The organism is Mesorhizobium sp. M1A.F.Ca.IN.022.07.1.1, from assembly GCF_003997575.1.
In the GTDB taxonomy this organism is placed as follows: domain Bacteria; phylum Pseudomonadota; class Alphaproteobacteria; order Rhizobiales; family Rhizobiaceae; genus Mesorhizobium.
In genome coordinates, this window is the sequence record NZ_RZST01000472.1 from 1 (window position 1) to 3,621 (window position 3,621).

Annotated in this window: 5 protein-coding genes; 1 reads left to right on the plus strand and 4 read right to left on the minus strand. The window is 65.1% G+C overall.

All coding sequences use genetic code 11. The features are described from left to right. The 3 genes from EOA75_RS30530 to EOA75_RS30540 all read right to left on the minus strand — a co-directional run. Window positions 1–613 (minus strand): hypothetical protein (locus tag EOA75_RS30530; RefSeq protein WP_127325893.1); only part of this gene is annotated, 613 nt, incomplete at its 3' end. A 1-nt stretch (window position 614) separates the two neighbouring features. Then, on the minus strand, window positions 615–1,754 hold the full coding sequence (locus EOA75_RS30535; RefSeq protein ID WP_095800338.1) for an acyl-CoA dehydrogenase family protein: 1,140 nt from the start codon (window positions 1,752–1,754) through the stop codon (window positions 615–617). Between the two features lie 68 nt (window positions 1,755–1,822). Continuing rightward, on the minus strand, window positions 1,823–2,068 hold the full coding sequence (locus tag EOA75_RS30540; protein ID WP_066997751.1) for an acyl carrier protein: 246 nt from the start codon (window positions 2,066–2,068) through the stop codon (window positions 1,823–1,825). A gap of 354 nt (window positions 2,069–2,422) precedes the next feature. Between EOA75_RS30540 and EOA75_RS30545 the strand changes: the two genes are divergently transcribed. Beyond that, the gene (locus tag EOA75_RS30545) at window positions 2,423–2,746 is read left to right on the plus strand and encodes a hypothetical protein (protein WP_066997754.1); all 324 of its coding nucleotides are present in this window, start codon (window positions 2,423–2,425) and stop codon (window positions 2,744–2,746) included. Between the two features lie 27 nt (window positions 2,747–2,773). Here EOA75_RS30545 and EOA75_RS30550 read toward each other — a convergent pair. After that, the coding region (locus EOA75_RS30550; RefSeq protein WP_164747682.1) for an ATP-binding cassette domain-containing protein at window positions 2,774–3,621 on the minus strand (848 nt) is incomplete at its 5' end.

Sequence of the window (3,621 nt, forward strand, 5' to 3'; positions counted from 1 at the left end):
CGACCTCGCAGGGCAGGTCGAGCGACTCGATCATGGCCCTGCCGCGCTTCAGCCAGCTTTCGCGGAACGAGCGCACCTGCTCGGCCGTACCGATCTTGACGAACTCGCGCATGCGGAAGAGCTGCATGCGCGCCGGGTCCTTCGACGGCTCGTGGCGGAAGCAGTAGGAGGAGAGTTCGAAAAGAAGGCCCTGCGCCGGCACCGGGCCGCGCGCAGCTATTGTGGGATAGAGCGGATAGCAGGCGGCGGGTGTCAGCGCGAGGTCCGTCGCCTTCTGCAGCTCCGTCCAGTCTCCGCCGTCAGCCATCATGCCGAGCAGCTGCGCATGCTCCCGCTCGCCGCCCATGAAGGAATGCACGCAGCCGGCAAGCTGCGGAAAGTTTTTCATGTAGCCGCTCTTCTCCAGCGTCGCGCGGCTCATGCCCGGCGGAAAATGGATGCGAGTGGCCTCGTCGGGCGCGCCGAGGCGGGTGACGAGACGCTCGAACTGGTCGATCACGTCCTCGAACGCGCCCGAACGGCCATAAAGGCCGTCGACGCCGGATTCGAACAGGATGCCGTTCTCGAACAGGCTGTCGAGCAGCGACTTGGAGTCGAATGTCTTGGCGTCCATCTCAGCTCCCCAGGCCGGTGTCGAAGCGGCTCATCAGCATGAGCGTCGCGGTATTGGAAAGGATGCGGTCGTTGGAGATCATCACCGGCGCCGAGGTCACGTCGCGCAGGTGCCGGCCGACGCTGAACGGGGTACCGTTCTTGTAGCCAAGAATGCCGTTGACCAGCATGGCGAGACGCACCACGGCGCCGGCCTTCTCGCTGGCCGCGACCTTCAGCGCGTTGATCTCGGCGGCGAAGCCGATCGAAGACAGCGCGTCGTCGTCGCCCGCGGCCGCTTCGAAGCGGTGGATGGCGGCCGCAAGGTGGCCTTTCATCTCCTGCAAAAGGGCGGCCGCTTCGGCAAGCCTCAGCGCGCCCGGCGGCATGGAGTCGGGCTGCTTGCGCGCCGCCGCCTTGACGAAGGCCTGCGCCCGATTGAAGGCGTCGGCGGTGATGCCGAACCAGGTCGCCGCCCAGAAGATGTGCGAGCTGGCCAGCATCGACTGCGCCGCGATCTCGGAGAACGGCTTCGGGAATATCTGCGCCGCGTCACCCGTGGCGACCAGATGAAAGCCGTCGGAGCAGGTGCCGCGCATGCCGAGCGTGTCCCACACCGACGTGCGCTCAAGCGTGCGGTTGCCGTCGGCCGGGATCACCACCATCACCTGATCGGAGCTGGCCGCATCGGGGGCGCGACGCGCCGTGGCGAGGATGGCGTCGGCATAGTTGCCATAGGAGATGACAGTGGCTTCCTTGGTCAACGCGAAGCGCCCGCCGGCGACCTCGACCGCACAGATCGAGTTGCGCAAATTGCCGCCGATGCCGGCCTCCGTAGTCGCCGAAGCCATCAGAAGCTGCTCGTCGGCGATGCGCCGCATATAAGCGCGGTGCCAATCGCTGGCGCCTCCGTGAGTGACAAAGCTCGACGTCTTGATCTGATGCATGGCATAGATCATCGCGCTCGAGCCGCAGGCTTGGCCGAGCTGCACGATGAGGTCGGCGATCTGCATCGTGCCGAGCCCCTCGCCGCCATGCTCGATCGGGATCGCCACGCCGAGCAGGCGCTCGCGCTTCAGCGCCTCGATCGTCTCCGCCGGGAAACGCCCCTCCTTGTCGACGGGGTCGGCATGGCCGGCGGCGATCTCGGCGACGCGGCGCATGCGCTCGGTCGCGGCTACGGGCGCCTCCGTGAGCGAGGCCGCCTCTATCTTTCTCAACACGTTCATGGCTACGCCGCCTTGCGCGTCAACTGCGAAACCGCATCCGCGATGCTGGCCAGCGAAGAGAAGGTGCGCCGCGTCAGCATCGTCTCGGGGAATTCGATGTCGAACTCCTCTTCGAGCGCCAGCATCATCTGCACTGAGGCGAAGGAGGTCAGCCCCGCGTCATAGAGATTGGCGTCGTCGGCGAGCGCGCCGAAATTCAGCGGAATCATCGGATGCTGCTCGAGCAGCGAGCGTATCTGGTCAATCATGGAGGCCCCACCTTGCGTTGTGCAGCCGGCAATATCGCAGACGCAGCGCAACCGTGGCGTTAACGCCGCAGAGCAGTTTCAACCATGCCTAAGGATCGGTAACGGACCGCAATACAATTTTACGGCTCTCGATTCGGAGGGACCTCTGTCCGGGATTTTTTGTGGCTGCGTGTCCGCATCGATATCACGCCACGGCCCCTCCGCCGCCGCCGCGACCTGGCAAAAGCCTGCCGTCAATCAATCGATCAGATAAATGGTCGACAATAGGCCCTCACTTTGGCCTAATGGTTGCCGCCGCTATCCCATTCGAGAGCTGCTGGACGATTTTTGGAACGGCGAGACCGGGGTAAGAGTATGAAGTTCACGCTGCGGGCTCTCTTGCCGTTGACCTTGATCGCAGGCTGCTCGTCGAGTGTTGCGTCGATCAATCCGGCGAAATACGACGGGATGAGCTGCGCCGAGCTCAACAGCGCGCTCGGCGACACCGCCACCGATATTTCGCGGACGGCGATCAGCCGCGGCAAGGTCGCCAATACCAGCGTGCCGACTTGGCTGCTCGGCGGCGAGCGCGTGAAGACGGTCGTGGCCAATCGCGATACCGCCAGGATCGAGCGGCTGCAGCAACAGCAGCAGGCGATCATCGCGGCCAGGAAGAGCCGCTGCCCGTCCTCGCAGTGACCAGGGCGTCGCCGAGCAGCGGAAGTCTCAAGCGCTGATGCGGAACCTGGTCGTATCGATCGCCGCCTTCATCAGTGTCTGCGTGTAGGCTTCCCGCGGATTGCCGAAGATCTCCTCGGCCGGCCCTTCCTCGACGATTTTTCCCTGCTTCATGACGATGATGTAGTCAGCCATGGCGCGCACCACTGCGAGGTCGTGGCTGATGAAGAGGTAGGACAGTCCGTGGTCCGCCTGCAGCTTGCGCAATAGCTCGACGATCTGCTTCTGCACCGAGCGGTCGAGCGCCGAGGTCGGCTCATCAAGCACCACCACTTTCGGCTTCAGGATCATAGCGCGGGCAATGGCGATGCGCTGGCGCTGGCCGCCGGAGAACTCATGCGGGTAGCGGTTGCGCGCGTTGGGGTCGAGGCCGACCTCGCGCAACGCCAAGACGGCACGCTGGTCGCGCTGTTTGCCCGTCAGCGAAGGCTCGTGCACCAAAAGCCCTTCGGTGATGACCTGGCCAACCGTCATGCGCGGCGACAGCGAGCCGAACGGATCCTGGAAGACGAGCTGCAATTCGCGCCGCAGCGGCCGCATCGCGTGGCGGTCGGCCTCTGAGATGTCGCGGTCGCCAAAGCGGATGACGCCGTCGCTGGGGAGCAGCCGCAGCAGCGCGCGGCCGAGCGTCGATTTGCCGGAGCCGGACTCGCCGACGATGCCGATCGTCTGGTTGCGCTTCAGCCGGATCGATATCTTGTCGACGGCCCGCAACATCAGCGGCTCGCCGCCGAGAAAACCACCGCCGATCTTGAAGACGACCTCGACGTTGCGGCCCTCGAGCAGCACGGGCGAATTGGCGGGCGCGGCCGCCTTGGTGCCGGTCGGCTCGGCGG

Coding starts and splice junctions, on each gene's coding strand:
- EOA75_RS30540 (WP_066997751.1), bottom strand. CDS start 2,068: ATGATTGACCAGATACGCTCGCTGCTCGAGCAGCATCCGATGATTCCG.
- EOA75_RS30535 (WP_095800338.1), bottom strand. CDS start 1,754: ATGCGCCGCGTCGCCGAGATCGCCGCCGGCCATGCCGACCCCGTCGAC.
- EOA75_RS30545 (WP_066997754.1), top strand. CDS start 2,423: ATGAAGTTCACGCTGCGGGCTCTCTTGCCGTTGACCTTGATCGCAGGC.